Raw genomic sequence first — 26,077 nt, forward strand, 5'->3', positions numbered from 1 at the left:
TAAGCGGGGCGAATAATAATGGTTACAAATTTGCCGGTGCAACGCTGCAGTTTATATAATATTATATATAAAACCATATAGATGGGTGCGCATGATGAATAAATTACAGCTAAAGCCACGCGAGTTAAAAATAATCTCCGTCATCGCAGCCACCCACAGCATTGGTGATGCCGCCGCCCTGCTGGGCATGGCGCAGGCCAACGTCAGTAAATATCTCTCGGATTTTGAAACGCGGGTTGGGCTTAAGGTTTTTGAGCGCACGACCCGCCAGCTCGCTCTGACGCAGTTCGGTGAGGCGTTGCTCCCTTATATCGACGCCACGCTGGACAAAAACACGCAACTTATTAATTTCATTGCCGATTATAAGCATGAAAAGCGTGGAAAAGTCACGATTTACGCCCCAACGGGCATTGTGACCTATCTCGCGCGCCACGTGATCCACCAGATAAAGGACATCGGGGACATTCGCATTTCCCTGAAAACCTACAACCTGGACCGCAACGAATATTCAGAAGGTGTGTCCTTCCCGGATGACTGTGATATTTTAATTACCTATGCTCAGCCAAAAGATGAAAGTCTGGTCGCCAGCGTGTTAGCAAAATATTCCGTCACTGCATTCGCAACCCAGGAATATTTAAATAAACATCCTTTAACCGGACCTGAAGATTTAATTAATCACTCCTGTATTCTGATCGACTCCATGCTGGTCGATGACGCCAACATCTGGCGTTTTCGCATGCATGGCAGTGATGATGTGCATGATTATCGGGTAACCGGAAACTATATTTGCGACAATACCCAGACGGCCCTGGAGCTGGCAAGAAATAACCTTGGCATTGTGTTCGCGCCGAAAGAAAGCCTGAAGAAAGAATTAACGCAAGGCACGCTGGTCCCCTGTTTCCCGCATCAGGAAGAGTGGTGGCTCGATCTGACCGCCATCTTCCGCAAGCGCGAATATCAGCCCTGGCGCGTACAATATGTTCTGGATGGTGTCCTCAACTGCCTGCGCCAGCAAATTGCTCAGGCCGTCCATGGACGGCCTGAACTGGGCGATTAGAACAGCCCCAGCGGTTTATCGGAGTAGCTGACAAGCAGACATTTCGTCTGCTGGTAATGCTCCAGCATCATCTTGTGCGTTTCACGCCCGATGCCCGATTGCTTATACCCACCAAATGCCGCGTGAGCCGGATAGGCGTGGTAGCAGTTGGTCCATACGCGTCCCGCCTGTATACCCCTGCCCATTTTATAGGCCAGATTACCGTTACGGCTCCAGACTCCCGCCCCCAGGCCATACGGCGTGTCGTTGGCAATCTCCAGCGCCTCCTCCATCGTTTTGAAGGTAGTCACCGCCAGCACCGGTCCGAAGATCTCCTCCTGGAAGACGCGCATGTTGTTCTGCCCGAACAGGATCGTCGGCTCAAGGTAATACCCTTCCTGCAGATCTCCGCCGAGCACCTTACGGCGACCGCCGGTCAGGATATCCGCCCCTTCCTTCTTGCCGATATCGATGTAGTTGAGGATAGTCTCCAGCTGGCCATGCGAGACCTGCGCCCCCATCTGCGTAACGTTATCGAGCGGGTTACCGCTGCGGATAGACTCGACGCGGCGAATGGCCCGCTCCATAAAGCGCTCGTAGATGGACTCCTGCACCAGCGCGCGGCTTGGGCAGGTGCAGACTTCGCCCTGGTTAAAGGCAAACAGCGCAAACCCTTCCAGCGCCTTGTCGAAGAAAGCGTCCTCTTCCTCCATCACGTCCGCGAAGAAGATGTTCGGGGACTTCCCGCCCAGCTCCAGGGTCACCGGAATAATGTTTTGCGTGGCGTACTGCATAATCTGCTGGCCCACTTCCGTCGACCCGGTAAACGCCACTTTAGCGATCCGTTTTGAAGTGGCCAGATATTCCCCTATCTCACCGCCCGCGCCGTTCACCACGTTAATCACCCCCGGCGGCAGAAGATCGGCAACAATTTCCATCAGCAGCAGGACAGAGAGCGGGGTTAAACGCGCCGGTTTAAGCACAATGCAGTTCCCGGCGGCCAGCGCGGGTGCCATTTTCCAGCTCGCCATCAGCAGCGGGAAGTTCCACGGAATAATTTGCCCGACGACCCCCAGCGGCTCGTGGAAGTGGTACGCCACGGTGTCGCTATCTACCTCGCTTATTCCGCCCTCCTGCGCGCGAATACAGGAGGCAAAATAGCGGAAGTGGTCGATAGCCAGCGGCACGTCTGCCGCCATCGTTTCCCGGATCGGCTTGCCGTTATCCCAGGTTTCCGCCGTCGCCAGCAGCTCCAGGTTCTGCTCCATCCGGTCGGCGATTTTGAACAAAATGGCCGCGCGCTCCTGAACGGAGGTATGGCCCCATTTATCTTTCGCTTTGTGTGCCGCATCCAGCGCCAGATCGATATCCCGCTTGCCGGAGCTGGCAATCTCGCACAGCGGCTGGCCGGTAACGGGCGTCAGGTTGGAATAGTATTCGCCGTCGACGGGGGCCACCCAGTCGCCGCCGATAAAATTGTCATAACGGGGCTTCAGCTTGAGGGGAAAACCATACTCGCCGGGCTGGATTCGCGAAGAGGGAGGATTGTTTGTCATGACCGTCTCCTTGCTGTTGGTGTACAACAAGGGTAGTCCCGGCTGGCGGTTTTCTCGCCAGTGGGTGACGGGTTTACGAGCCGTATCACGGATTACCGTACTTTACGTTTCGTTCCTGCCACTGAGCCATACTTAACAGCTCAAGGGCTCATGAGGAACAATGCGATGCAGCTGTTTATCGGTTTTGACGTAGGCGGAACCCACATCAAACACGGCGTGATTGATGAAAATGGCAAGGAGCTGACGACGGACGAGTACGATACTCCTGAGGATAAAAACACCTTCAAAAAGAAGTGGAAAGCGGTAGTTGAAGCGTATCAGGACGAACACGACATCGTCGGTATCGGCGTGAGCTTTCCCGGCCATATTAACCACCACAGCGGCGAAGCGGCAAAAGCGGGCGCGCTCGATTATCTCGATGGTGAAAACCTGTGCGAACTCTTCGCCGGGCTGACCGACCTTCCCGTCACCGTGGAAAACGACGCCAACTGTGCGGCGCTGGGCGAGCGCTGGCAGGGCGCGGGTAAGGACTACGAGCATTTCGTCTGCATCACCATCGGCACGGGCATCGGTGGCGGGATTGTAATGGAAGGCGATCTTTATCGCGGGTCGCATTACCGCGCCGGCGAATTTGGCGTGCTGCCCGTGGGTAATAACGGCGAACCCATGCATGACGTGGCGTCGGCCAGCGGCCTGATGAAAGCCTGCCGCCGCGCGCTGGCCGTATCAGAAGAAGAGATGCCTGACGGCGAGGAGCTGTTTAAACGCATGGAGAGCGACGTGCATCTGCGTGAGGCCATTGAGGAGTGGGCCCATTGCCTCTCGCGCGGCGTTTACAGCGTAATCTCGATGTTCGATCCACAGGCAGTGCTGATTGGCGGCGGGGTAAGCGAGCAGGAGAAAATCTATCTCCTGCTCGATAAGAACCTGCAGCGATTCGAAGAGTGGGAGGCGCTCAAGGTGCCCATTCTGCCCTGCGAGCTGGGTAACCAGGCGGGGAGGCTGGGCGCGGTATGGCTGGCAAAACAAAAACTCTCCCGCCGCACGTAGCGCTCAGGGGAACAGCTGCGCGTCGCGAAGCAGATGGTCATTACCCCGGCGACGCGTAAAACCGATGCGGTTGAAATATTCCAGGATCTGGATCGCCAGCTTGCGGCCAACGTTCAGCCGGTCGCGGAAATCGGCTGCGCAGGTGGAGCCGCGCGCCTGATCCAGTTCGCGGATCAGGTTAGCAAACGCCACAATGCGATCGTTACGGTAATAACGATCTTTCACGATCGCGACTATCAGCCCCTGCTGCGCCGCATGGCGCAATACCTGGCGCATCATCTGCTCGTCGGTATTCGTTTCACGCGCCAGATCGCGAACCCACCAGGGTTCATCGCCAAACAGCGAGGCCACTTTTTGCCAGATTGCCTCCTGCTCTGCGGTGAACCCGGCTTTGTGATCCGGCAGGTGCAGCCAGCCGTGATGGCTTTTAATCACCCCGCTTTCGCGCATGTTTTCAATCAGCAGCAGCACCAGCGCATCGTCTTCCATCGGCAGCGCCATGCGTCGCAAGCGCTCACGACCAGGACCGGGTTCATCCTGATGCTGTTCATGGTAAGTGGCGAGCGTGTTCAGGATCTTACGCTGCCAGTTTGCCGCAACTGGCGCATCGAGCAGGCTGTTGCCGGCCTGAATAAAGCCCGGCTGTTGGGTCAGCTGATGCAACCCTTCGCCGCTCAGCTGGCGTGCCCATGCAAAATCACTCAGGCTCACGGCCCCGCGCTCAAGATGCACCCGCAGCGCGGCGTTATCATCCTGAGCCTGCGCAAGCGCAGCCAGCCATTGCAGGTATTCAGGCTTACGCTTGCCGCGTCGCGGCGGGTTCAGCGTCACCACCCGCGCCCCGGCCAGCGTTTCCCGTGCGGAAATGTCCCGCAGTACCAGACGGTCGTCATCCGCCAGCCAGAGCGGCGAATCAAAAACCAGTTCGGCAAGATCGTTTTCCAGCAGGGACACGCGCCCGGTGATATGGCTGGCCGCGTGGTGAATATGCAGCGGCTGCCATTGAGTCAGCGGGACGTTTGTCTGCAGGGAGACGATGACGCGTTCAGACGGCTCGGGCGGGGCGTCGGCCAGCAGCCAGTCGCCGCGGTTAAGCTGCTCTTTTTCCGCATCCCCGGCAATGTTGAGCGCGATCCGCTGCCCGGCGTGGGCGTGCTCCGCAGGCTGATTTTGCGCATGTAAGCCGCGCACGCGCATCGGTTTATTAACGCCCGTCAGCCAGAGGCTATCGCCCACCTTCACTTCACCGCTTAACGCCGTACCGGTGACCACCAGCCCCGCGCCTTTGACGGTAAACGCCCGGTCAATCGCCAGACGGAAGCGGTGATGGCTGGCGCGGTCTCGCGACGAAAGCTGCTGCAAATGGTGGCGAAGTTCGCCGATACCGCGCCCTTCTGTCGCTACGGTGACAAAAAGCGGTGCATCGGCAAAACCATATTCCCGTAAGGTCGCCTGCACCGCTTCGCGCACCTCGCTGACGCGCGCGTCGTCAACGCGATCGGCTTTCGTCAGCGCCACGGTCAGCTGCGGGTTGCCTGTCAGCTGGAGGATCGCCAGATGCTCACGGGTTTGCGCCATCACGCCGTCATCGCAGGCCACCACAAGCAGGGCATGATCGATGCCCCCCACGCCCGCCAGCATGTTGGAAAGAAATTTTTCATGCCCCGGAACATCAATAAAGCCCAGCACGCGGCCATCGGGCTGGGGCCAGTAGGCATAGCCAAGATCGATGGTCATGCCGCGCTTTTTCTCTTCCGGCAGACGATCGGCGTTTATGCCGGTAATTGCCTGCAGTAACGTGGTTTTTCCGTGGTCGACGTGACCGGCGGTGGCAATAATCATTTCAACAACATCTCCAGAAATCGCTCTTCATCTTCAAGGCAGCGCAGATCCAGCCACATGCGGCCGTCGTAAATCCGTCCGATAACCGGCGTCGGCAGGCCACGCCAGCGCAACGACAGGGCCTCAAGGCGGCTACCGCGCCCGTCACGCGGGGTGAAGGTGAGCGCTTGACTCGGCAGCCTGTCTACCGGCAGCGAACCGCTGCCAATTTGCGACTGGCAGGGCTCAATGCGAACGTCAAAATCGGGGTAGTGCGGGGCAACGCGCGGTAGCAGCAGTTCGGCCTGGGCGCGAATCGAGGCGGCATCCCGGCTTAACAGGCGCAGCGTGGGCAGGCGGTCGGCCAGTTTCTCCGGGTGGAAATAGAGGCGCAGCGTCGCCTCCAGCGCGGCAAGCGTCATTTTATCGGCGCGCAGGGCTCGTTTGAGCGGGTGCTGCTGCAGCTGCGCAATCAGCTCGCGCTTGCCGACGATAATTCCGGCCTGCGGCCCGCCCAGTAGTTTGTCGCCGGAAAAGCTGACCAGGCTCACGCCTGCGGCAATCATCTGTTGCGGCATCGGCTCTTCAGGCAGCCCGTACTGGCTGAGATCCACCAGCGAACCGCTGCCGAGATCGGCAATCACCGGAATATTCAGCTCGCGCCCAATCGCCGCCAGCTCGGCCTCTTCAACCGTTTTGGTGAAGCCTTCAATATGATAATTGCTGGTGTGGACCTTCATCAGCAGGGCGGTGTTTTCATTCACCGCCGCGCGATAATCTTTCGCATGGGTACGGTTAGTCGTACCCACTTCATGCAGCGTGCAGCCCGCCTGGCGCATCACGTCCGGGATGCGAAACGCCCCGCCAATCTCCACCAGCTCGCCGCGGGACACCACCACCTCTCTGCCGCTCGCGGTCGCCGCCAGCATCAGCAGCACCGCCGCCGCGTTGTTATTCACAATGCAGGCATCTTCCGCACCGGTTAGCTGGCAGAGCAGATCCGCCAGCGCGCGATCGCGATGCCCGCGCCCGGCGCCGTCCAGATCGTACTCCAGCGTCACCGGCGAGCGCATGGCCTGCACGACCGCAGCCACCGCCTCTTCCGCCTGCTGGGCGCGTCCCAGGTTGGTGTGCAGCACGGTCCCCGTCAGGTTGACCACCGGGCGTAACGCACTTTGCGCCTTCTCACCCAGCCGATGCTCAACTTCCTGCTCCCACGCTGCACACCAGTCGGGCAAGGCGTTTTCGGCCTGGATATGGCCTCGGGCTTCATCCTGAAGCAGACGTAACATCTCCACCGTCGCGGTATGGCCGAAGCGCTCAACGGCAGCGTGAATGCGGGGCTCGCGAAGAAGTCGGTCGGTCGCGGGGATCTGGCTGTACAGCGAATGATGAGTAGTCATGAAAGCGCCTGGCGAGTAAATATCTTCCCCCCTCCCGACGGGAGAGGGAGTTAACATGTGGAGGGATTGTACCGCCTCCGACGCCGAAGTGTTATAACCCGCGTCAAGCCTTTGGCGGTTCGGTGCGGGCAAAGCTCTCGCGGCTAAAGAGCGTTTCTGCGAGTTTCACCAGCAGCGGACGGTCAACGCACCAGCCAGGAGACACCCGGCGGAAGTTGAGATAGCCGATGGCGCAGGCGATGGCGATGGTTGCCAGGTCCAGGCTGTCGGTGTGGATCTTGCCCTCCCGGATAAGCTTTTCACACATATCCAGACTGCGGCTGATTTTTTCCCGCTGGCGCAGCAGCTCGCTTTCTGACTGCTGGGCGGCGGGCCTTGCCTGCTCGCGAACAGAGGTGAGTGCTGCATCCATAATGCCGTCGGCCAGGGCTTCAATTTGCTTCACCGCCAGCGCCGCTTTAGGGTCAGACGGCAGCATTGCCGGGGCAATGCCCAGCTGTTCGATATACTCCGCAATAATGGGGGAATCGAACCAGTATTCGCCCTCGTCCGTCACCAGCGCCGGAACTTTCCCCAGCGGGTTATACTGCGCGACGCCGTTTTCGGCGTTGTAGGGCTGTTCATTAACGAATTCAAATTCAATCCCTTTCTCCAGCAGGAGAATCGAGATTTTTCGCACGAAGGGACTGGTGTAGCTACCGATGAGTTTCATTGCCTGATCCTTGATGCCGGGAAAAAGTCAGTATGGATCAAGCGATGAAAAAAGGGCAGATATGCGTGTCGCATTCCCGCCCCGGAAGGATTAGTGATCGAGATAGAGGTAGTGCATCCAGCTGGTCATACGCAGCAGCACTTTACGCATCACCGAGACGTGGGCGAAATGATCCGAATAGACCGCCACCTGGGCATAAATACCGTCCGGCAAAGCATCGACGTCGGCGTTAGGCTCCAGTTCAATCAGCGCCTGTACGCCATCCGTACCCGGCGCAACGGTCAGTGCCTGCAAGGCACCCTGCGCCTGATACGACCCGCCCGGCACCACAGGCAGAACGCTGGTGAGCTTACCGGTGAACACCTGGCCCGGCAGCGCGTTAAATACCACTTCCGCTTCATCGCCCGGCTTCAGACGCAGCAGCGAGTTCTGACGGAACTGGGCCACAATCTGGCGCTTCTGTTCAGGAATGAAGACCATCACCGGGCGCAGCGGCAGCGCGGCGGCATAGGTTCCCGGACGAATCAGCACCTGGGTGATATAGCCATTGCTCGGCGCGCGCACCACGGTCTGATCGAGGTTGTATTTTGCTTCAGCAAGCTGGGCACGTAACGAGGCAATCTGCGACTGCTCGCCGTTCACCATGCTGTCCAGCTGGCTTTGAATCTGCGTCTGCTCAGCAACGGAGCCTTTCACCATGGCATCCTGCGCCAGATAGTTCTGCCGCGCGTTATCAATATCGCTTTCAGAGAACGGATTCACCTTCGCCTGGCTGCCTTTGAGGTAGCGCTGATAATCTTTATATAGTCGATCGCGCTCAGCGGAGACGCGTGTCGTATTGGCAACCGCTTCCGAAAGCTGCGCTTTCAGAGTGTCGATATTGTGCGTCGCGGTCACCAGGTCCGCCTTCAGTCTGTCGACGCGCGCCTGATAGCGGCCCGGATCCAGTTTAAATAACACTTCGCCTTTTTTAATGAGCTGGTTATTTTTATCGGTCACTTCACTAACCACCCCCGTGACCTGCGGCGTAATCGGAATGGAAATTACCGCTTTTTGCGCCGTAAAGGTATACGGATGGTTATAGTTCATTAGCAGAATGAGTCCGGCAACAATAAACACTCCGCCTAACGTCGCGGTAGCAAGCGTCCACTGATTTACCGGAATACGGAATATTTTAAAGATTGCCCAGGCAAATGCCACATAGGTCAGAATAATCAACAGATCCATGATTAGCGCTCCAGCGTGTTTTTATCATCAGAGGGCTGAACCGCTGCCAGCTTGTGTTCTAACTCGGCCACGCGTTTGGCCAGCGCATCCATCCCCGGAACCTCATCAGGCTTAGTAATGTGGTTCTGCATGCCCCAGCCGCGATCTTCGCGGTACAGCGTGGCCCAAATCCACAGGAACGGCCAGATGGCATGGAGCGTAAACAGGCTGATCCAGCCTGCCGTATGAATAGCATCGGCATGGGGATGATTACGCTTTTTAGCCATATTATAGGGGATGTCATGGATGGCGATGATTCCGTAAAAAAGAACCAGAAATACAAAAATCAACACGCCCAGCGCGAAATAGTTGAGAAACATAGTCTCCTCACTTAAACAACGTCAACTCATTACATTAATAAAACAGCACGCAGCCTAATTAATTTATTTTTAAATTTAAAAGGCACACTGATTATTTCAGAGCCGGGGAGTATCGGTTTTTATAATATCTCCACGCAAGTTTATAAGCGTGTCAAAATATATCCTGAATAATAATATACTCAACCTTACATTATGAGCGTCATTCAGGTTTCAAATTTCCGCAATACTACATATGAAAACTGTTTTATTAGCTTTCCGTGTTACTCGAGGCCGTCCTGACGCCGATCGCAGTCGGAGAAATCCGCATAAAAATATTTTGTGAAACCAGTCACAATCCAGAAACAAACCCGCAAAAACAAAATGTGATATCAATCACATAAAGAGGTGGTTTTTGCTCTATTTTTCGCCATCGTATTTTTTTTACCCACCTGTTTTGTGACTCAGATCACTTCATTCAACGCCATACCCCCTACATTTACGTGACATACATCACACAAAATTCCGCTATCTGGACAGTTGAACGATTCAGTGCCAGATTTCACAGCATCAGAACAGGGTCCGGCTACCTCTGCCGCCTCATTAACAATAAACCTCGGGCCGCAAGCCTAAGCGTAAACAGAAGAAGGGGTGTTTTATGTCATCCGATTTCAAGATCAAAGTTCAAAGCTTTGGTCGTTTCCTCAGCAACATGGTGATGCCAAATATCGGCGCGTTTATCGCGTGGGGTATTATCACCGCATTGTTCATTCCGACAGGGTGGTTGCCTAACGAAACGCTGGCGAAACTTGTTGGCCCAATGATTACCTATCTCCTGCCGCTGCTCATCGGTTATACCGGTGGTCGTCTGGTGGGCGGTGACCGTGGTGGCGTCGTGGGTGCCATCACAACCATGGGCGTGATCGTCGGTGCGGATATGCCGATGTTCCTCGGTGCGATGATTGCCGGTCCTCTGGGCGGCTGGGCGATTAAGAAATTCGACGTCTGGGTTGATGGCAAGATCAAGTCCGGCTTCGAAATGCTGGTGAACAACTTCTCTGCGGGCATCATCGGGATGATCCTCGCGATTCTGGCGTTCCTCGGCATTGGTCCGGCTGTTGAAGTGCTGTCCAAACTGCTGGCGGCGGGCGTTAACTTCATGGTGGCGCACGACATGCTGCCGCTGGCGTCTATCTTCGTTGAACCGGCGAAAATCCTGTTCCTGAACAACGCCATTAACCACGGTATCTTCTCGCCGCTGGGTATTCAGCAGTCTCACGATCTCGGCAAGTCCATCTTCTTCCTGATTGAAGCGAACCCGGGTCCGGGTATGGGCGTTCTGCTGGCGTACATGTTCTTTGGTCGCGGCAGCGCGAAGCAGTCTGCTGGCGGCGCGGCTATCATCCACTTCCTGGGCGGTATCCACGAAATTTACTTCCCGTACGTGCTGATGAACCCACGTCTGATCCTGGCCGTTATCCTCGGCGGTATGACTGGTGTGTTCACCCTGAGCGTGCTGGGCGGCGGTCTGGTCTCCCCTGCTTCTCCAGGCTCTATCCTGGCGGTGCTGGCGATGACGCCGAAAGGCGCGTACTTCGCGAACATCGCGGCGATCTGTGCGGCGATGGCGGTCTCCTTCGTGGTCTCTTCTATCCTGCTGAAAACCAGCAAGGTGAAAGAAGACGACGATATCGAAGCGGCAACCCGTCGTATGCACGACATGAAAGCCGAATCCAAAGGTGCGACCCCGCTGGCGGCTGGCGATGTTTCTAACGACCTGAGCCACGTGCGTAAAATCATCGTTGCCTGCGACGCCGGTATGGGTTCCAGCGCAATGGGTGCAGGCGTGCTGCGTAAGAAAGTGCAGGATGCGGGCCTGACCAACATCTCCGTGACCAACAGCGCGATTAACAACCTGCCGCCGGACGTTGACCTGGTCATCACGCACCGCGATCTGACCGAGCGCGCTATGCGTCAGGTACCGCAGGCACAGCACATCTCGCTGACCAACTTCCTGGACAGCGGCCTGTACACCAGCCTGACCGAACGTCTGGTTGCCGCGCAGCGCCACGAAGACAACGAAGTGAAAGTGCGCACCAGCCTGCAGGACAGCTTTGACGAGAGCAACGCTCACCTGTTTAAGCTGGGCGCAGAGAACATCTTCCTCGGCCGTACCGCGAGCACCAAAGAAGAGGCGATTCGCTTTGCCGGTGAACAGCTGGTGAAGGGCGGCTACGTTCAGCCAGAATACGTTGACGCGATGCTGGAACGTGAAAAACTGACGCCAACCTACCTGGGTGAATCCATCGCGGTGCCGCACGGTACGGTTGAAGCGAAAGACCGTGTGCTGAAAACCGGCGTGGTGTTCTGTCAGTATCCTGACGGCGTGCGCTTCGGTGAAGAAGAGGACGACATCGCCCGTCTGGTGATTGGTATCGCCGCTCGCAACAACGAGCATATTCAGGTGATTACCAGCCTGACCAACGCGCTGGATGATGAGTCCGTCATCGAGCGCCTGGCACAAACTGAAAGTGTTGAAGAAGTTCTGGCCCTGCTCAACAAATAGCAGCGCCTCTTCCCTCTCCCCTTCGGGGAGAGGGCTAGGGTGAGGGGGAAACGTTCCTCACCCCAGCCCTCTCGGGTAAAAACATTGATGAAGGTTAACACTATGAAAGCATTACATTTTGGCGCAGGTAATATCGGTCGTGGCTTTATCGGTAAACTGCTGGCAGACGCGGGCATTACCCTGACATTCGCCGATGTGAATCAGGTGGTTCTGGATGCCCTGAATGCCCGTCATAGCTATCAGGTTCATGTGGTGGGTGAAAACGAACAGGTTGAAACCGTCTCTGGCGTTAACGCGGTCAGCAGCATCGGCGACGACGTGATTGACCTGATCGCCAGCGTTGATCTGGTGACCACCGCCGTGGGTCCGGTGGTGCTTGAACGTATTGCTCCTGCGGTCGCGAAAGGCCTGAAGAAGCGTAAAGCACAGGGCATTGAAACACCGCTGAACATCATCGCCTGTGAAAACATGGTGCGCGGCACCACGCAGCTGAAAGGTCACGTTATGGCGGCCGTGGCTGAGGAAGATAAAGCCTGGGTTGAAGCGCACGTCGGGTTTGTGGATTCCGCTGTAGACCGTATCGTTCCGCCGTCCGAATCCGCCACCAACGATCCGCTGGAAGTCACTGTTGAAACCTTCAGCGAGTGGATCGTCGATAAAACTCAGTTCAAGGGCGCGCTGCCGACCATTCCGGGAATGGAACTCACTGATAACCTGATGGCATTTGTCGAACGCAAACTCTTCACGCTGAACACCGGGCATGCTATAACCGCGTACCTCGGAAAGTTGGCCGGTCATCAGACCATTCGCGACGCGATCCTCGATGAGCAGATCCGCGCGGTGGTGAAAGGGGCAATGGAAGAGAGCGGCGCGGTGCTGATCAAACGCTACGGTTTTGATGCTGATAAACACGCAGCATATATCCAGAAAATCCTCGGTCGTTTTGAAAACCCGTATCTGAAAGATGACGTTGAGCGCGTGGGCCGTCAGCCACTGCGTAAGCTGAGCGCGGGCGACCGCCTGATTAAGCCGCTGCTGGGCACGCTGGAATACGGTCTGCCGCACGCCAACCTGGTGAAAGGAATTGCTGCCGCGATGCACTACCGCAGCGAGCAGGACCCGCAGGCGATTGAGCTGGCTCAGCTGATTGATGACAAAGGCGCGCAGGCTGCGCTGGCGCAGATTTCCGGTCTGGACGCCAGCAGCGACGTGGTTGCGGAGGCGGTTAACGCATACAACGCAACCAAATGATGCAGAATCCGGCGCAGGTAAGCCTGCGCCCGAATAACAGATTGTCAGATATGCAGGCAATAATGGAACAAACCCAGGCCTTTGAAAATCGTGTGCTTGAGCGTCTGAATGCTGGCAAAACCGTACGAAGTTTCCTGATTGCCGCCGTCGAGCTGTTAACCGAGGCGGTGAACATTCTGGTGCTTCAGGTGTTTCGCAAAGACGACTACGCGGTAAAGTACGCTGTAGAACCGTTACTGGACGGAGACGGACCGCTGGGCGATCTGTCGGTGCGTCTGAAGCTGATTTATGGTCTTGGCGTGCTCAACCGCCAGGAGTATGAAGACGCTGAACTGTTAATGGCTCTGCGCGAAGAGCTCAATCATGACGGTAATGAGTACACTTTTACCGATGATGAGATCCTGGGGCCCTTCGGCGAGTTGCACTGCGTGGCCGCCCTGCCCCCTGCTCCTCATTTTGATAACAGCGACCCTGAGCTGTACGCGATGCAAAAGCTGCGCTATCAACAGGTTGTCCGTTCCACGATGGTCCTCTCCCTGACTGAGCTGATTTCTAAAATCAGCTTAAAAAAAGCGTTTCAGAAGTAAGCCCGTTCACATTGGTGTATCCTTCCCTGTAATTCCCCCGATTTAGAGTCAATTGTCATGAAAGAAGTAGAAAAGAACGAAATTAAACGCCTGAGCGACCGTCTGGATCTGATCCGTCACCAGATGGCTGGCCTGTCTCTGGTTGATTCCGCCGAGAAATATGCCGAGCTGGAAAAAGAGTCCGTGAAGCTGGAAGCGGAAATCGAGCGCCTGCGCGAAGTGAAAGGCCAGAAGTTGAGCAAAGAAGCGCAGAAGCTGATGAACATGCCGCACCGCCGCGCGATCACCAAAAAAGAGCAGGCTGACATGGGCAAGCTGAAGAAAAGCGTCCGTGGTCTGGTGGTGGTGCACCCGATGACCGAGCTTGGCCGCGAAATGGGCCTCAAAGAGATGACGGGTTTTTGTAAGACCGCATTCTGATTTCATGCCGGGTGGCGCTGCGCTTACCCGGCCTGTTCTTTTCCCCTTCGCGTGAATTGGTCCAACCAATAGCGCAATCAATCCTCCCCCGGTTCACAATTCCATTATTTGCGCTCACAAAACCATTGCCACTCCATAACATCTGGTTAACCATTCATTGTCATTAACCCTACAACACAATATTGGCAGGACCACTTTTACACAGTTTGTGACGCAGAGTTGAGCGGAGACTCACCCGCAGCACAGGCTGTCTGGTCCCCAGGAGACCTGCATGAGCCTCTGGCAACAAAACTACGACCCAGCCGGTAATATCTGGCTGTCGAGCCTGATCGCATCGCTACCGATCCTGTTCTTCTTCTTTGCGCTGATTAAGCTCAAGCTGAAGGGCTACCTTGCCGCGACGTATACCGTTGCCATCGCCCTGCTGGTGGCGCTGTTCTTCTACAAAATGCCGGTCGACCGCGCGCTGGCCTCCGTTGTCTACGGTTTCTTCTACGGCCTGTGGCCGATTGCGTGGATCATCATCGCCGCGGTTTTTGTCTATAAAATCTCGGTAAAGACCGGGCAGTTCGACATCATTCGTTCGTCGATTCTCTCCATCACGCCTGACCAGCGCCTGCAGATGCTGATTGTCGGCTTCTCCTTCGGGGCGTTTCTGGAAGGCGCGGCAGGTTTTGGCGCACCGGTGGCGATCACCGCCGCGCTGCTGGTGGGTCTGGGCTTTAACCCGCTGTATGCCGCGGGCCTGTGCCTGATTGTGAACACCGCACCGGTGGCGTTTGGCGCGATGGGGATTCCGATTCTGGTCGCGGGTCAGGTGACCGGGCTGGACAGCTTTGAGATTGGTCAGATGGTTGGCCGCCAGCTGCCGTTCCTGACCATTATCGTGCTGTTCTGGATCATGGCGATTATGGACGGCTGGCGCGGCGTGAAGGAGACCTGGCCTGCTGTGATGGTGGCGGGCGGTTCGTTCGCGATTGCCCAGTATCTCAGCTCAAACTTCCTTGGCCCGGAACTGCCGGACATTATCTCTTCCCTGGTGTCGCTGGTCTGTCTGACGCTGTTCCTGAAACGCTGGCAGCCGGTGCGCATCTTCCGTTTTGCCGACATGGGGGCGTCGCACGTGGATCAGACCCTCGCCCGCACCGGCTATACCGCAGGACAGATCGTCCGCGCCTGGTCGCCGTTCCTGTTCCTGACCGCTACCGTGACGCTGTGGAGCATACCGCCGTTTAAAGCGCTGTTCGCTCCCGGCGGCGCGCTGTACGACATGGTGATTAACATCTCCGTGCCGTTCCTCGACAAGATGGTTGCCCGTATGCCGCCGGTGGTGCACGACGCCACGCCGTATGCGGCAGTGTTTAAGTTTGACTGGTTCTCCGCCACCGGTACGGCCATCCTGTTTGCGGCACTCCTTTCCGTGGTGTGGCTGCGCATGAAGCCTGCCGCCGCGGTACAGACTTTTGCGGCAACGATTAAAGAGCTGATGCTGCCGATCTACTCCATCGGCATGGTGCTGGCGTTCGCGTTTATCTCGAACTACTCCGGCCTGTCGTCGACGCTGGCGTTAGCGCTGGCGCACACCGGCCACGCGTTCACCTTCTTCTCGCCGTTCCTCGGCTGGCTGGGGGTGTTCCTGACGGGTTCAGATACCTCGTCTAACGCCCTGTTTGCCGCTCTGCAGGCGACGGCTGCGCAGCAGATTGGCGTGTCGGACGTGCTGCTGGTCGCCGCGAACACCACCGGCGGTGTGACCGGCAAAATGATCTCCCCGCAGTCCATCGCCATTGCCTGTGCGGCGGTGGGACTGGTGGGCAAAGAGTCGGACCTGTTCCGCTTTACCGTGAAACACAGCCTGATATTCACCTGCATGGTGGGCGTGATCACCACCCTGCAGGCCTATGTCTTAACCTGGATGATCCCATGATAGTGATGCCCAGACGCCTGTCCGACGAGATTGCCTCTCGCGTGCGGGCGCTGATTGAAGAACAACAACTGGAAGCGGGCATGAAATTGCCCGCCGAGCGCCAGCTTGCCGCCCGGCTTGGCGTATCGCGTAACTCATTGCGCGAGGCGCTGGCGACGCTGGTCAGCGAAGGCGTACTGGTGAGCCGTCGTGGCGGCGGCACCTTTGTGCGCTGGCAGCATGATGACTGGTCCGAGCAAAACATCGTGCAGCCGCTGAAGACGCTGCTGGAAAACGACCCGGACTACAGCTTCGACATTCTTGAAGCGCGTCACGCCATCGAAACCAGTACCGCATGGCACGCAGCGATGCGGGCAACCGACGCCGACAAAGAGAAACTCATCGCCTGCTTTGAGGCCACGCAAAGCAGCGACCCGGACATCGCCTCCCAGGCGGACGTGCGTTTCCATCTGGCAATCGCCGAGGCGTCGCACAACGTGGTGCTGCTCCAGACCATGCGCGGGTTCTTCGACCTGCTGCAATCCTCCGTGAAGCAGAGCCGCCAGCGCATGTATCTGGTCCCACCGGTCTTTGCCCAACTGACCGAACACCACGAGGCGGTGCTCAACGCCATTCTGGCCGGCGATGCCGAAGCCGCGCGCAAGGCGATGATGGCGCATCTCGGCTTCGTGCACACCACCATTAAACGATTTGATGAAGACCAGGCCCGACAGGCGCGTATTACCCGTCTGCCTGGCGACAGTGATATTTCCAGGGAGAACAAAGCATGATTATTTCAGCAGCCAGTGACTATCGCGCCGCGGCGCAGCGCATTTTGCCCCCGTTCCTGTTCCACTACATTGACGGTGGGGCGTATGCCGAATACACCCTGCGCCGCAACGTGGAGGATCTGTCAGTAGTGGCCCTGCGCCAGCGCGTGCTGAAGAATATGTCTGACCTGAGCCTTGAGACGAAGCTGTTTAACGAAACGCTTTCCATGCCGGTAGCGCTCGCACCTGTCGGCTTATGCGGCATGTATGCCCGCCGGGGCGAAGTGCAGGCCGCCGCCGCGGCAGATGCTACAGGCATTCCGTTTACCCTCTCTACCGTCTCGGTCTGTCCGATTGAAGAGGTCGCCCCGACCCTCAAGCGCCCGATGTGGTTCCAGCTGTACGTCCTGCGCGATCGCGGCTTTATGCGTAACGCCCTGGAGCGCGCTAAAGCGGCGGGCTGCTCCACGCTGGTCTTTACCGTTGATATGCCGACCCCCGGCGCGCGCTACCGCGATGCGCACTCCGGCATGAGCGGCCCGAACGCTGCCCTGCGCCGCTACTGGCAGGCGGTTACGCATCCGCAGTGGGCGTGGGATGTGGGTCTGAACGGCCGACCGCACGATCTGGGCAATATCTCGGCCTACCTCGGTAAACCGACCGGGCTGGAAGATTACATCGGCTGGCTGGCAAACAACTTCGATCCGTCGATCTCCTGGAAAGACCTGGAGTGGATCCGCGAATTCTGGGATGGCCCGATGGTGATCAAAGGGATCCTCGATCCGGAAGATGCCCGCGATGCGGTACGCTTTGGTGCAGACGGGATTGTGGTCTCTAACCACGGCGGACGCCAGCTCGACGGCGTGCTCTCTTCCGCCCGCGCCCTGCCGGCCATTGCCGATGCGGTAAAAGGGGATATTGCGATCCTGGCCGACAGCGGCATTCGCAACGGGCTGGACGTGGTGCGCATGATTGCCCTGGGCGCCGACAGCGTGCTGCTGGGCCGCGCGTACCTGTACGCGCTGGCCACCAGCGGCCAGGCGGGCGTGGCAAATCTGCTGAATCTGATCGAGAAAGAGATGAAGGTGGCGATGACCCTGACCGGCGCGAAGTCGATCAGTGAAATCAGCAAGGATTCGCTGGTTCAGGAGCTGAGTAAACTGCCGGCGGCGCTGGCTCCGCTGTCACATGGCGACGCGGCCTGATCCTCTCCCGTTACCCCACCTTTTCCATGCGTCCGATTTCCCCCTCGGGCGCTTTTTTTTGTCGAAAATAACACCTGCGTAACATTCTGGATAAGAAAATTTGACACATTCCTCCCGTTCGCAATTGTATAGACAAGCAAATACAAGAACACAAAAACAACATCACATCGGAGGGGAGCGTATGACCTATTCAGGTAAGGTGGATATTCAGCAGGTGATCGACGAGAGTCCTTTTTCAGGGTTTCACTGGCTTCTTATCGTGCTGGGCTTTCTGGTTCTGGCGATCGATGGTTTTGATACGGCAGCGATGGGCTACATCGCGCCTACGCTGTCGGCAGAATGGGGGATCCATAAGCAGGATTTGGGGCCGGTGCTGAGTGCGGCGCTGCTGGGGCTGTCGCTGGGAGCCCTTATTGCAGGTCCGGTATCGGACCGGATGGGACGCAAGCGCGTGCTGGTCTTCTCGTGCCTGTTCTTCGGCCTGGCGAGCCTGGGTACGGCCTGGGCGCAAAGCCTGAATACCCTGACGCTGTGGCGCTTTCTGACGGGTCTCGGGCTCGGCGCCGCCATGCCAAACGCCATCACGCTGATCTCAGAGTTCGCCCCCCAGCGCTGCCGCGCCATGGCGATTAATACCATGTACTGCGGCTTCCCTCTGGGTGCAGCGGGCGGCGGGGCGATCTCTTCCTGGCTTATTCCCCACCACGGTTGGCGAAGCGTGCTGCTGACCGGCGCGATTGCGCCGCTGATTTTAACCGTGCTGCTGGCGCTGCTGCTGCCGGAATCGGTGAAGTTTCTGGTGCAGCGCGGGAAAGACGTCGCGCAGGTTCGCCGCATTGCCAGCCGGTTCAGCCGCAGCACGCTGGAGAGCGTTACGGGCTTTTTCCTGGCGGAAGAGAAAGCCGCGTCTAAAAAAGGAAGCGTGGGGCAGCTGTTTTCCATGCCCTGGCTACCCGGCACCCTGATGCTGTGGGTGACTTATTTTATGGGGCTGGTGATTTACTACGTCCTGCTTAGCTGGATGCCGACGCTGATGCAGGGGATGGGTTATGCCCTGGCGGAATCCGCCTGGCTCACCTCGCTGTTTACCTTTGGCGGCACCGCAGGCATTCTGCTCGCGGGCTGGATGATGGACCGCTGGGAAGCGCACAAGGTGGTCGCAGGTGGTTTTGTGCTGACGATGGGCCTGATTCTTTTGCTTGGCCTTGAGCATAACCATATCGCCCTGTTTGGCGGGCTGATTTTCCTGATGGGGATCGCGATGAACGGCGCGCAGTCGGGCATGCAAACCCTCGCGGCCACCTTTTACCCTACCGAGTGCCGCGCGACGGGCATCGCCTGGATGCAGGGCATCGGCCGCTTTGGCGGCGTGGCGGGCACCATGACCAGCGCCCAGCTTCTTTCCCTGCAGTGGCAGGCAGACAGTATTTTAATGATCCTCAGCGTGCCCGCTCTGGTGGCCGCGGCGGCAACCGTCTACAAAATGCTGTACAGCCGCTCGCAGGAACCCGGCGTCGCGTAGTTCCTCTCTTTTCTGCTATTCTGCCCCCGCAATTAAGGGGGCAGCATGCTTAACATCGTTTTATTCGAACCAGAAATTCCGCCGAACACCGGCAATATCATCCGCCTGTGCGCCAACACCGGTTTTCGTCTGCACATCATCGAGCCGATGGGCTTTACGTGGGACGACAAACGCCTGCGCCGCGCGGGGCTGGATTACCATGAATTTACCGCCGTGGTTCGCCATCACGATTACGCCGCGTTTCTGGAAGCAGAGAAGCCGCAGCGCATGTTCGCCCTGACCACCAAAGGCACGCCAGCGCACAGCGCCGTGAGCTATCAGGAGGGTGACTATCTGATGTTTGGCCCGGAAACCCGCGGCCTGCCGGCTACGATCCTGGATACCCTGCCCGCTGAGCAGAAAATCCGTATTCCGATGATGCCGGACAGCCGCAGCATGAACCTGTCGAACGCGGTGTCGGTGGTGGTGTATGAAGCCTGGCGCCAGCTGGGTTACCCGGGCGCCATTCTCAGAAGTTAAATGCCGTCACCATACTCGAAGGTATGGTGAATGCCGTTGAAGTGCTGATCCATATCCATCGACGGCTTATCGCTGTCTGGCTTACCAACGATGCGCGCCGGTACGCCAGCGGCGGTGGTGTGCGGCGGCACGGGCTGGAGCACAACCGACCCCGCGCCAATCTTCGCGCCGCGCCCGACTTCGATATTGCCGAGGATTTTAGCCCCCGCGCCAATCATCACCCCTTCACGAATTTTCGGGTGGCGATCGCCGCTGGTTTTCCCGGTACCGCCCAGGGTAACCGACTGCAGGATCGAGACGTCGTCTTCAATCACCGCCGTTTCCCCGACAACGATCCCGGTGGCGTGGTCGAGCATGATCCCGCGGCCAATCTTTGCCGCCGGGTGAATATCAACCTGAAACGTCACGGAAACCTGGTTTTGCAGGAAGATCGCCAGCGCGCGGCGGCCTTCATTCCACAGCCAGTGGCCAATGCGGTACGCCTGCAGCGCGTGGAAGCCTTTCAGGTAGAGAAGCGGCGTAGAATATTTATCCACCGCCGGATCGCGCGTGCGTACGGCCTGAATGTCGCAGGCGGCAGACGCAATCATTTCCGGGTCAGCGGCGTAAGCCTCTTCCACCACCTCACGAATCGCAATCGCGGGCATGATCGAGGAAGCCAGCTTGTTGGCGAGCATATAGCTCAGGGCGCTGCCGAGGTTTTCGTGCTTGAGTAGCGTCGCGTGATAGAAACTGGCCAGCATAGGCTCACAGTCGGCCAAAGCGCGGGCTTCGGCTTTAATATTATTCCAGACGATATCCAGTTCTTCACACGGCATTGCTAACTCCAGACGATAGTTAATGACCAGCCAGTTCTGCGCTGGCTGGGTCATTCAGGTGACAACGGTTCCGACTAGTTACTGCTGCGCTCGTCCTTGCGCGCACGACCTAATAGGGTCAATGCTGCCTCGCGCGCATTTTTTCCGCAATACAATACCTGATAAATTTCCTCGGTTATTGGCATTTCGACACCAAACCGGTGCGCCAATTCGCGGACTTCTTTGGTATTGCGGTAGCCTTCCACCACCTGTCCAATCTTCTCTTGCGCGCTTTTTACATCGCTGCCCTGTCCGAGCATCATGCCAAAGCGGCGGTTACGCGACTGGTTATCGGTACAGGTCAGCACCAGATCCCCCAGACCCGCCATCCCCATAAAGGTGGCCGGATCGGCACCCAGCGCTTCGCCCAGACGGGACATCTCGGTTAAGCCGCGGGTAATCAACGCCGTACGCGCGTTGGCGCCAAAGCCAATACCGTCAGACATCCCGGCCCCGATGGCAATCACGTTCTTCACCGCGCCGCCCAGCTGCACGCCGATAAAATCGGGGTTGCTGTAGACGCGGAAGCTCTTGCCGCAGTGCAGCAATTGCTGGAGATCGTCGGAGAAGGCCTGATCGGTGGATGCCAGCGAGATCGCCGTCGGCAGGCCCGCAGCCAGCTCTTTGGCAAAGGTCGGCCCGGAGATGACCGCCAGCGGGATCTCATCCCCCAGCGCTTCGCGGGCAACGTCCTGCAGCAGACGTCCGGTTTCCGCTTCCAGCCCTTTGGTCGCCCAGACAATACGCGCATCCGGGCGCATCAGCGGCTTGATCTGATTCAGCACGTCGCCAAAGACATGGCTTGGCACCACAATCAAAATGTTGCGGCTGGCCGCCAGCGCGGTTGCAAGATCGCTTTCCAGGTGCAGGGTGTCAGGGAACGGAACGTCCGGGAGAAACGCCACATTGCAACGGTCGCGCTGCAGCGTGGCGATATGTTTTGGATCGTGGCCCCACAGGACCACGTCGTGACCATTTCTTGCCAGCGTGATGGCAAGAGCGGTGCCGTATGAGCCGGCACCGATCACAGTCATTGACGCATTAACAGTGCTCATCAGGCATCCTGATGTTGTTCGGCACCTTCGCCAGCCTGCTGCTGCAGATAGTTCATGAACAGCGCATCAAAGTTCACTGGCGCAAGGTTCAGTTGCGGGAATGTACCGCGAGAAACCAGGCTGGTGATGCATTCACGGGCATACGGGAACAGGATGTTCGGGCAGTATGCACCCAGGCAATGCGCCATCTGGTTGCCTTCGATGCCGCCGATGGAGAAGATACCGCCCTGCTGTACTTCGCACAGGAATGCAGTTTCTTCGCCCAGAGAGGCGGTCACGGTCACACGCAGTACGACTTCATACACGTCATCCGCCAGCTGGGTGGATGCGGTATCCAGATCAAGTTTAACCTCTGGCTGCCAGTCTTTCTGGAAAACGTGCGGCGCATTTGGCGCTTCGAAAGAGACATCCTTGGTGTAGATACGCTGGATCTGGAAAGTCATTTCGGTGTTGTTTTGTTCTGACATGGAAATACCCTTTTTAATTGTCCTAAAGTCTCTTAGCTCAGCAGCGGATCGAGTCCACCACGGGCGTCGAGCGCATACAAGTCATCACAGCCCCCAATGTGCTGCGCATCAATAAAAATCTGCGGAACCGTCGTACGACCACTACGTTGGATCATCTCTTCGCGTTTGATCGCGTCACCGTCGATCGGCAGTTCCTGGAACGTGACGCCTTTGCTGCTCAGCAGCGCTTTCGCACGGTGGCAGAACGGGCACGTCGCTTTGGTGTAGATCTCAATATTGGCCATGACTGAACTCCTTATTTACCGCGAACCAAAGGAAGATTTTCCCCGCTCCAGCCGGAAATCCCTTCTTTCAGTACCGTTACGTTTTCGAAGCCCGCTTTGTAAAGCGCGCTGGCAGATTCCTGCGCCTGCATACCGGTCGCATCCACAACGATAATGGGCTGGGCTTTGTGTTTCTCAAGCTCACCAACGTTGTTGGCTTTGATTTCAGCTGGCAACAGGTTGATTGCGCCGGCAATGTGACCTTTACGGAAATCGTCACGCTGACGCAGATCGACAACGACGGCATCTTCTTTGTTAATCAGACGCGTCGCTTCACCACGGGTGATAACCTTAATCTTAGACGTCAGGCTCTTAAATGTGGTGAACAGCACAGCAGCCAGCAGGCCAATCCACGCGATGCTCAGTACCGGATGGCGGCTAACGAATTGCATAATTTCTTGCATGGAGGGTAACTACTCCCGACTAAGTGATAAAAAAACCAGGACAGGAGTATACCTGTGCGTTCTGGCAAATACAGCCAGCGACCATAACCTAATCCATTTTCTGCGGCATGCCACCTAAAAAAATGCCTCAAAATGGTCCGGTCAGCATCTTGCCCCCGCGTTTTCTTTGATCTTCTGCGGCTATTTGATCGATTCAGCTGTAGTAAAATTACGCAAATTTTGACTCTTGAGCATGAGGTTGTTGCAATGTCGGTTTCTAAAAAACCTATGGTACTGGTGATTCTGGATGGCTATGGCTACCGTGAAGATAGCCAGGATAACGCTATTTTCAACGCAAAAACCCCGGTCATGGATGCACTGTGGGCAAAACGTCCGCATACCCTGATTGACGCATCCGGTCTGGAAGTGGGCCTGCCTGATCGCCAGATGGGCAACTCCGAAGTTGGCCACGTTAACCTCGGCGCGGGTCGTATCGTGTATCAGGATCTGACCCGTCTGGACGTCGAAATCAAAGAACGCACCTTCTTCGCTAACCCGGTTCTCTGCGGTGCGGTTGATAAAGCCGTTGCGGCAGGTAAAGCGGTACACATCATGGGTCTGCTCTCCGCAGGCGGCGTGCACAGCCACGAAGATCACATCATGGCGATGGTTGAACTGGCCGCTGAACGCGGTGCGGAAAAAATCTACCTGCACGCCTTCCTGGACGGTCGCGACACGCCACCGCGCAGCGCAGAAGGGTCCCTGAAAGCTTTCGAAGACAAATTCGCTGCGCTGGGCAAAGGCCGCGTGGCCTCCATCATTGGCCGTTACTACGCTATGGACCGCGACAACCGCTGGGATCGCGTTGAACAGGCCTATGACCTGATGACTCTGGCAAAAGGGGAATTCCATTTCCCGACTGCGGTTGAAGCGCTGGAAGCCGCTTATGCGCGTGATGAAAACGATGAATTCGTAAAAGCGTCCGTGATTCGCGCCGAAGGCCAGGCCGATGCCGCAATGGAAGATGGCGACGCGCTGATCTTCATGAACTTCCGCGCTGACCGCGCGCGCGAAATCACCCGTGCGTTCGTCAACAGCGACTTCGACGGTTTTGCCCGTAAGAAAGTGGTTAACATCGACTTCATCCAGCTGACCGAATACGCGGCAGACATCAAAGCGCCGTGCGCTTACCCACCAGCCTCGCTGGCTAACACCTTCGGTGAGTGGATGGCGAAGAACGACAAAACGCAGCTGCGTATTTCCGAAACGGAAAAATACGCGCACGTGACCTTCTTCTTTAACGGCGGCGTTGAAGAGCCGTTCAAAGGCGAAGAGCGCATTCTGATCAACTCGCCGAAAGTTGCGACTTACGATCTGCAGCCAGAGATGAGCTCTGCGGAATTGACTGAAAAACTGGTCGCGGCCATCGAAAGCGGCAAGTACGACACCATCATCTGTAACTACCCGAACGGCGACATGGTCGGCCATACCGGCGTAATGGAAGCGGCAGTGAAGGCGGTTGAAGCGCTGGACCACTGCGTTGAGCAGGTTGCGAAAGCGGTTGAGTCCGTTGGCGGCCAGCTGCTGATCACCGCTGACCACGGTAACGCCGAGCAGATGCGTGACCCGGCAACCGGTCAGGCGCATACCGCCCATACCAACCTCCCTGTTCCGCTGATTTATGTGGGTGATAAATCAGTGAAAGCAGTAGAAGGCGGTAAGCTTTCCGACATCGCGCCAACCATGTTGTCGCTGATGGGTATGCCGATCCCTGAAGAGATGACTGGTAAGCCGCTGTTCATCGTGGAATAATCGCTCCCCATGAGGGGAAAGGCGATTTTTTCAATCACATGGGTCGTGAAGCCGCTTAGGCTATCAGTCAGACCTCTGCTTTGCGCCAGCGCACTCAGCGCTGGCGTATTGCTGTGCGCCGCATCCGCCCACGCGGATGACCGCGACCAGCTGAAATCCATTCAGGCCGATATCGCCGCCAAAGAGCGTGCGGTACGCCAGCAGCAACAGCAGCGCGCCACCCTGCTCGCCCAGCTTAAGCAGCAGGAAGAGGCCATCTCCGCTGCCGCACGTAAACTCCGTGAAACGCAAAACACCCTCACCCAGTTGAACAAACAGATCGACGAGATGAATGCGTCGATTGCCAAACTGGAGCGCCAGCGTGATGCGCAGGAGCGCAACCTCGCAGCACAGCTGGATGCCGCATTCCGCCAGGGTGAGCATACCGGACTCCAGCTGATCCTCAGCGGTGAAGAGAGCCAGCGCGGCCAGCGTCTGCAGGCCTATTTCGGCTATCTGAACCAGGCGCGTCAGGAGACCATTGCACAGCTGAAACAAACGCGTGAAGAGGTCTCCACCCAAAAAGCGGAGCTGGAAGAGAAGCAGAGCCAGCAGCAGACGTTGCTCTACGAACAAAAAGCGCAGCAGGCAAAACTTGAGCAGGCCCGTAACGAGCGCAAGAAAACGCTGTCCGGTCTTGAGTCCTCCATTCAGGCAGGACAGAGCCAGCTGAGCGAAATGCGCGCCAACGAATCAAAACTGCGTAACAGCATTGCCCGTGCGGAAGCCGCAGCGAAGGCGCGCGCCGAAAAAGAGGCCCGCGAGGCGCAGGCGGTTCGCGACAAGCAGCAGGAAGCCTCCCGCAAAGGGACCACCTACAAGCCAAGCGAAAGCGAACGCTCCCTGATGTCGCGTACCGGCGGTCTGGGTTCCCCGCGCGGTCAGGCCTACTGGCCCGTTCGCGGCACTATTCTGCATCGCTATGGCGAACAGCTGCAGGGTGAGCTACGTTGGAAAGGGATCGTTATCGGTGCGTCTGAAGGTAGCGAAGTGAAAGCCATCGCCGATGGCCGCGTGATTCTGGCCGACTGGCTGCAGGGTTACGGGCTGGTGGTGGTGGTCGAGCATGGTAAAGGCGACATGAGTCTTTACGGCTACAACCAGAGCGCGCTGGTCAGCGTCGGCACCCAGGTGCGCGCCGGCCAACCCATCGCCCTTGTGGGCAGCAGTGGCGGTCAGGGCCGCCCGTCACTCTATTTCGAAATTCGTCGTCAGGGTCAGGCGGTCAATCCACAGCCGTGGTTGGGAAGATAAG

General features: G+C 57.4%; 24 protein-coding genes. 13 read left to right on the forward strand and 11 right to left on the reverse strand.

What is annotated here, in order from left to right; genetic code table 11:
- Positions 1-91 precede the first annotated feature (91 nt).
- Entirely contained in the window at positions 92-1,057 is a 966-nt protein-coding gene (locus tag AC2FAJ_RS14845; RefSeq protein ID WP_065365927.1) for a LysR family transcriptional regulator, read from the forward strand.
- On the opposite strand, the gene aldB is transcribed toward AC2FAJ_RS14845, so the two are convergent.
- Positions 1,054-2,592, reverse strand: coding sequence for an aldehyde dehydrogenase AldB (gene aldB, locus AC2FAJ_RS14850; protein ID WP_041911639.1), 1,539 nt, complete (start codon positions 2,590-2,592; stop codon positions 1,054-1,056). The two genes, AC2FAJ_RS14845 and aldB, sit on opposite strands and share 4 nt — an antisense overlap.
- Positions 2,593-2,757: 165 nt before the next feature.
- Here aldB and AC2FAJ_RS14855 point away from each other — a divergent pair, with 165 nt between their 5' ends.
- Positions 2,758-3,642, forward strand: coding sequence for an ROK family protein (locus AC2FAJ_RS14855; RefSeq protein ID WP_041911640.1), 885 nt, complete (start codon positions 2,758-2,760; stop codon positions 3,640-3,642).
- A gap of 3 nt (positions 3,643-3,645) precedes the next feature.
- Here the strand turns inward: AC2FAJ_RS14855 and selB are convergent, their stop codons facing one another.
- The 5 genes from selB to AC2FAJ_RS14880 all read right to left on the reverse strand — a co-directional run bounded on the left by selB (position 3,646) and on the right by AC2FAJ_RS14880 (position 9,164).
- Positions 3,646-5,484: a selenocysteine-specific translation elongation factor gene (selB, locus tag AC2FAJ_RS14860; RefSeq protein WP_319879240.1), complete on the reverse strand. Its 1,839-nt coding sequence runs from the start codon at positions 5,482-5,484 to the stop codon at positions 3,646-3,648.
- The gene (selA, locus tag AC2FAJ_RS14865; RefSeq protein ID WP_485454270.1) at positions 5,481-6,866 is read right to left on the reverse strand and encodes an L-seryl-tRNA(Sec) selenium transferase; all 1,386 of its coding nucleotides are present in this window, start codon (positions 6,864-6,866) and stop codon (positions 5,481-5,483) included. Before selA ends, selB begins: the two co-directional genes overlap by 4 nt.
- 103 nt (positions 6,867-6,969) lie before the next feature.
- Positions 6,970-7,578 carry a glutathione S-transferase gene (locus AC2FAJ_RS14870; RefSeq protein ID WP_028015050.1) on the reverse strand — a complete coding sequence of 203 codons (609 nt, stop codon included), beginning with the start codon at positions 7,576-7,578 and terminating at the stop codon, positions 6,970-6,972.
- A gap of 90 nt (positions 7,579-7,668) precedes the next feature.
- Positions 7,669-8,805, reverse strand: a complete 1,137-nt coding sequence (locus AC2FAJ_RS14875) for an HlyD family secretion protein (protein WP_048958477.1) — start codon at positions 8,803-8,805, stop codon at positions 7,669-7,671.
- Between the two features lie 2 nt (positions 8,806-8,807).
- Entirely contained in the window at positions 8,808-9,164 is a 357-nt protein-coding gene (locus tag AC2FAJ_RS14880; RefSeq protein ID WP_028015048.1) for a DUF3302 domain-containing protein, read from the reverse strand.
- 634 nt (positions 9,165-9,798) lie between these two features.
- Here AC2FAJ_RS14880 and AC2FAJ_RS14885 point away from each other — a divergent pair.
- The 9 genes from AC2FAJ_RS14885 to trmL all read left to right on the forward strand — a co-directional run bounded on the left by AC2FAJ_RS14885 (position 9,799) and on the right by trmL (position 19,886).
- Complete coding sequence (locus AC2FAJ_RS14885) at positions 9,799-11,706, forward strand: PTS mannitol transporter subunit IICBA (protein ID WP_028015047.1); 1,908 nt, start codon at positions 9,799-9,801, stop codon at positions 11,704-11,706.
- Between the two features lie 102 nt (positions 11,707-11,808).
- Entirely contained in the window at positions 11,809-12,957 is a 1,149-nt protein-coding gene (mtlD, locus tag AC2FAJ_RS14890; RefSeq protein WP_045630257.1) for a mannitol-1-phosphate 5-dehydrogenase, read from the forward strand.
- Positions 12,954-13,544 carry a mannitol operon repressor MtlR gene (gene mtlR, locus AC2FAJ_RS14895; protein WP_045630256.1) on the forward strand — a complete coding sequence of 197 codons (591 nt, stop codon included), beginning with the start codon at positions 12,954-12,956 and terminating at the stop codon, positions 13,542-13,544. The genes mtlD and mtlR overlap by 4 nt, the downstream gene beginning before the upstream one ends.
- 57 nt (positions 13,545-13,601) lie before the next feature.
- Positions 13,602-13,964: a YibL family ribosome-associated protein gene (locus tag AC2FAJ_RS14900; protein WP_015572767.1), complete on the forward strand. Its 363-nt coding sequence runs from the start codon at positions 13,602-13,604 to the stop codon at positions 13,962-13,964.
- Positions 13,965-14,235: 271 nt separating this feature from the next.
- Positions 14,236-15,891 carry an L-lactate permease gene (gene lldP, locus AC2FAJ_RS14905; protein WP_045630254.1) on the forward strand — a complete coding sequence of 552 codons (1,656 nt, stop codon included), beginning with the start codon at positions 14,236-14,238 and terminating at the stop codon, positions 15,889-15,891.
- Positions 15,888-16,661: a transcriptional regulator LldR gene (gene lldR / locus AC2FAJ_RS14910; protein ID WP_485454271.1), complete on the forward strand. Its 774-nt coding sequence runs from the start codon at positions 15,888-15,890 to the stop codon at positions 16,659-16,661. The genes lldP and lldR overlap by 4 nt, the downstream gene beginning before the upstream one ends.
- Entirely contained in the window at positions 16,658-17,845 is a 1,188-nt protein-coding gene (lldD, locus tag AC2FAJ_RS14915) for an FMN-dependent L-lactate dehydrogenase LldD (protein ID WP_485454272.1), read from the forward strand. The genes lldR and lldD overlap by 4 nt, the downstream gene beginning before the upstream one ends.
- Positions 17,846-18,026: 181 nt before the next feature.
- The gene (locus tag AC2FAJ_RS14920; RefSeq protein WP_047363324.1) at positions 18,027-19,367 is read left to right on the forward strand and encodes an MFS transporter; all 1,341 of its coding nucleotides are present in this window, start codon (positions 18,027-18,029) and stop codon (positions 19,365-19,367) included.
- A gap of 45 nt (positions 19,368-19,412) precedes the next feature.
- A complete protein-coding gene (trmL, locus tag AC2FAJ_RS14925) occupies positions 19,413-19,886 on the forward strand; it encodes a tRNA (uridine(34)/cytosine(34)/5-carboxymethylaminomethyluridine(34)-2'-O)-methyltransferase TrmL (protein WP_485454273.1) in 474 nt (157 codons plus the stop codon).
- Here trmL and cysE read toward each other — a convergent pair.
- The 5 genes from cysE to AC2FAJ_RS14950 form a co-directional block, all read right to left on the reverse strand.
- Complete coding sequence (cysE, locus tag AC2FAJ_RS14930; RefSeq protein ID WP_008502718.1) at positions 19,883-20,704, reverse strand: serine O-acetyltransferase; 822 nt, start codon at positions 20,702-20,704, stop codon at positions 19,883-19,885. The two genes, trmL and cysE, sit on opposite strands and share 4 nt — an antisense overlap.
- 74 nt (positions 20,705-20,778) lie before the next feature.
- Complete coding sequence (gene gpsA, locus AC2FAJ_RS14935) at positions 20,779-21,798, reverse strand: NAD(P)H-dependent glycerol-3-phosphate dehydrogenase (RefSeq protein WP_045630251.1); 1,020 nt, start codon at positions 21,796-21,798, stop codon at positions 20,779-20,781.
- Positions 21,798-22,265: a protein-export chaperone SecB gene (gene secB / locus AC2FAJ_RS14940; protein ID WP_003860835.1), complete on the reverse strand. Its 468-nt coding sequence runs from the start codon at positions 22,263-22,265 to the stop codon at positions 21,798-21,800. Before secB ends, gpsA begins: the two co-directional genes overlap by 1 nt.
- Positions 22,266-22,297: 32 nt before the next feature.
- On the reverse strand, positions 22,298-22,549 hold the full coding sequence (gene grxC, locus AC2FAJ_RS14945; protein WP_028015037.1) for a glutaredoxin 3: 252 nt from the start codon (positions 22,547-22,549) through the stop codon (positions 22,298-22,300).
- An 11-nt stretch (positions 22,550-22,560) separates the two neighbouring features.
- Positions 22,561-22,992, reverse strand: coding sequence for a rhodanese-like domain-containing protein (locus AC2FAJ_RS14950; protein WP_014882007.1), 432 nt, complete (start codon positions 22,990-22,992; stop codon positions 22,561-22,563).
- A 246-nt stretch (positions 22,993-23,238) separates the two neighbouring features.
- Between AC2FAJ_RS14950 and gpmM the strand changes: the two genes are divergently transcribed.
- Both gpmM and envC read left to right on the forward strand, forming a co-directional pair.
- Positions 23,239-24,783, forward strand: coding sequence for a 2,3-bisphosphoglycerate-independent phosphoglycerate mutase (gene gpmM / locus AC2FAJ_RS14955; protein WP_485454274.1), 1,545 nt, complete (start codon positions 23,239-23,241; stop codon positions 24,781-24,783).
- A 33-nt stretch (positions 24,784-24,816) separates the two neighbouring features.
- Complete coding sequence (gene envC / locus AC2FAJ_RS14960) at positions 24,817-26,076, forward strand: murein hydrolase activator EnvC (protein ID WP_231940812.1); 1,260 nt, start codon at positions 24,817-24,819, stop codon at positions 26,074-26,076.
- The last annotated feature ends 1 nt before the right edge of the window (position 26,077 follow it).

This window comes from Enterobacter cloacae complex sp. 385G4, assembly GCF_057320665.1.

Bases quoted from the DNA above. Each gene is read 5' to 3' on its own strand.
- AC2FAJ_RS14845 (WP_065365927.1), top strand. From the start codon at position 92: ATGATGAATAAATTACAGCTAAAGCCACGCGAGTTAAAAATAATCTCC.
- aldB (WP_041911639.1), bottom strand. From the start codon at position 2,592: ATGACAAACAATCCTCCCTCTTCGCGAATCCAGCCCGGCGAGTATGGT.
- AC2FAJ_RS14855 (WP_041911640.1), top strand. From the start codon at position 2,758: ATGCAGCTGTTTATCGGTTTTGACGTAGGCGGAACCCACATCAAACAC.
- selB (WP_319879240.1), bottom strand. From the start codon at position 5,484: ATGATTATTGCCACCGCCGGTCACGTCGACCACGGAAAAACCACGTTA.
- selA (WP_485454270.1), bottom strand. From the start codon at position 6,866: ATGACTACTCATCATTCGCTGTACAGCCAGATCCCCGCGACCGACCGA.
- AC2FAJ_RS14870 (WP_028015050.1), bottom strand. From the start codon at position 7,578: ATGAAACTCATCGGTAGCTACACCAGTCCCTTCGTGCGAAAAATCTCG.
- AC2FAJ_RS14875 (WP_048958477.1), bottom strand. From the start codon at position 8,805: ATGGATCTGTTGATTATTCTGACCTATGTGGCATTTGCCTGGGCAATC.
- AC2FAJ_RS14880 (WP_028015048.1), bottom strand. From the start codon at position 9,164: ATGTTTCTCAACTATTTCGCGCTGGGCGTGTTGATTTTTGTATTTCTG.
- AC2FAJ_RS14885 (WP_028015047.1), top strand. From the start codon at position 9,799: ATGTCATCCGATTTCAAGATCAAAGTTCAAAGCTTTGGTCGTTTCCTC.
- mtlD (WP_045630257.1), top strand. From the start codon at position 11,809: ATGAAAGCATTACATTTTGGCGCAGGTAATATCGGTCGTGGCTTTATC.
- mtlR (WP_045630256.1), top strand. From the start codon at position 12,954: ATGATGCAGAATCCGGCGCAGGTAAGCCTGCGCCCGAATAACAGATTG.
- AC2FAJ_RS14900 (WP_015572767.1), top strand. From the start codon at position 13,602: ATGAAAGAAGTAGAAAAGAACGAAATTAAACGCCTGAGCGACCGTCTG.
- lldP (WP_045630254.1), top strand. From the start codon at position 14,236: ATGAGCCTCTGGCAACAAAACTACGACCCAGCCGGTAATATCTGGCTG.
- lldR (WP_485454271.1), top strand. From the start codon at position 15,888: ATGATAGTGATGCCCAGACGCCTGTCCGACGAGATTGCCTCTCGCGTG.
- lldD (WP_485454272.1), top strand. From the start codon at position 16,658: ATGATTATTTCAGCAGCCAGTGACTATCGCGCCGCGGCGCAGCGCATT.
- AC2FAJ_RS14920 (WP_047363324.1), top strand. From the start codon at position 18,027: ATGACCTATTCAGGTAAGGTGGATATTCAGCAGGTGATCGACGAGAGT.
- trmL (WP_485454273.1), top strand. From the start codon at position 19,413: ATGCTTAACATCGTTTTATTCGAACCAGAAATTCCGCCGAACACCGGC.
- cysE (WP_008502718.1), bottom strand. From the start codon at position 20,704: ATGCCGTGTGAAGAACTGGATATCGTCTGGAATAATATTAAAGCCGAA.
- gpsA (WP_045630251.1), bottom strand. From the start codon at position 21,798: ATGAGCACTGTTAATGCGTCAATGACTGTGATCGGTGCCGGCTCATAC.
- secB (WP_003860835.1), bottom strand. From the start codon at position 22,265: ATGTCAGAACAAAACAACACCGAAATGACTTTCCAGATCCAGCGTATC.
- grxC (WP_028015037.1), bottom strand. From the start codon at position 22,549: ATGGCCAATATTGAGATCTACACCAAAGCGACGTGCCCGTTCTGCCAC.
- AC2FAJ_RS14950 (WP_014882007.1), bottom strand. From the start codon at position 22,992: ATGCAAGAAATTATGCAATTCGTTAGCCGCCATCCGGTACTGAGCATC.
- gpmM (WP_485454274.1), top strand. From the start codon at position 23,239: ATGTCGGTTTCTAAAAAACCTATGGTACTGGTGATTCTGGATGGCTAT.